1 protein-coding gene and 1 pseudogene are annotated in these 1,478 nt (G+C 48.3%); both read left to right on the top strand.

The features are described from left to right. The first annotated feature begins 112 nt into the window (after window positions 1-112). The gene (locus KDK14_RS14260; protein WP_257265841.1) at window positions 113-550 is read left to right on the top strand and encodes an Hsp20/alpha crystallin family protein; all 438 of its coding nucleotides are present in this window, start codon (window positions 113-115) and stop codon (window positions 548-550) included. Window positions 551-637: 87 nt separating this feature from the next. Beyond that, a pseudogene (locus KDK14_RS14255) lies at window positions 638-1,478 on the top strand (primosomal protein N'); the annotation flags it as partial.

The following is a 1,478-nucleotide window of genomic DNA, read 5'->3' as shown; positions in this document are numbered from 1 at the left end:
ATTAACAACTTATCTTTTAATCCGGATATTTCATAAACTGCCCTGAATCCCACGCAGGACTTTTATGAAATATCCGGGTTAACTGCACCAACCCTGCATCAGGAGAGTAACCATGAGCTTAACCGTTTGGGATCCCTTCCATGATATGGAAAAACTGTTGGATAAATACGGTCGGGCATCCAGAAAAAGTCTGGCCAAGACTGACGACAGAGCCCTTGAAGTAGGAGACTGGATGCCCATTGTCGATATTGATGAAACCCCTGATGCCTTTAACATCAGGGCTGAGCTGCCCGGTGTCCACAAAGAAGATATCAATGTTGCCATTGATAACAATGTGCTCACCATCAAAGGCGAGAAAAAACAGGAAAAAGAGGATCGCAAACACCATCGTACTGAGTGTGTTTACGGTTCATTCGTACGAAGCTTTACCCTGCCACAATCCGTCAAAGCTGATGGCATTGATGCAAAATACCTCCACGGCACACTCAACCTGAGAATACCAAAGGTGGAGGAGGTCAAGCCTAAACAGATAGAGGTCAAGGTGGATTAACCTCTACTCACTCGACCCGGTTTCTGTTCATGCCAGCTATCAGTTCCTGTATCATCTCCTCCATAGAAATACCAAGATGGAACCTGAATGGGCAGAAAACCGGCGGACACAGAACCCGATCAATCAACGGCTAAACAATCCGTCTTTGCCAGGCTTATCGTAGAAAAGATTATCAGAGTCGCCATCCCTGTGCCGCTCAGGCAATTATTCGACTACCTGCCACCTGAAACCCATCCCGGAGATGCCATTCATCCCGGGAGCAGAGTCATCGTACCTTTTGGTGCACGAGAAGCGTTAGGTATTGTGCTCTCCATCGAAGCCGATACTGAGGTTCCCGCCAATAAGCTGAAACCAATCATCGCTGTTCTGGATGAAGAGCCACCGCTACCAGGGGAAATTATCCAGCTGTGCCAATGGGCGGCCCGCTATTACCACCACAGACTGGGAGAAACACTGCACCTGGCTCTACCGAAAAACCTGCGTTTGGGTAAACCGGCATCCACAAGCAGCATTACCACTTGGTATCCCCTGGTTGAACTGGACAGTGAACGACGAGAGCAACTGAAACGATCAAAAAAACAGCTGGCTGCCCTGAGGCTGATTTCTGAAAACCCTGAAGGCATCAGTGCTACGCAGCTCCATGAAAACGGTTTCAACAAGAACACATTAAAAGAGCTGGCAAAAAAAGGATTAATCGATTCCCGGGAAGTTGAACCCACTTCACGCCTGTTTACCGAGATCATCAGCCCGTTGAAGTCTGCTCACCTTCAGCTGAATGAAGAGCAGGCGTTTGCCTTTGAAGCCATTATCGACGGCCTCGGATCCTACCACACTTATCTTCTGGAAGGCGTCACCGGCAGCGGCAAAACCGAAGTGTATTTACAGGCTATTTCCGAAGCATTAGCCAGTGGTAAGCAGACATTAGTAC

Source organism: Endozoicomonas sp. ONNA2, from assembly GCF_024606365.1.
GTDB lineage: Bacteria > Pseudomonadota > Gammaproteobacteria > Pseudomonadales > Endozoicomonadaceae > Endozoicomonas.
The sequence above is the reverse complement of the archived record's forward strand: the minus strand, read 5'-3'. Positions and strand labels throughout refer to the sequence as shown.

Coding starts and splice junctions, on each gene's coding strand:
- KDK14_RS14260 (WP_257265841.1), top strand. CDS start 113: ATGAGCTTAACCGTTTGGGATCCCTTCCATGATATGGAAAAACTGTTG.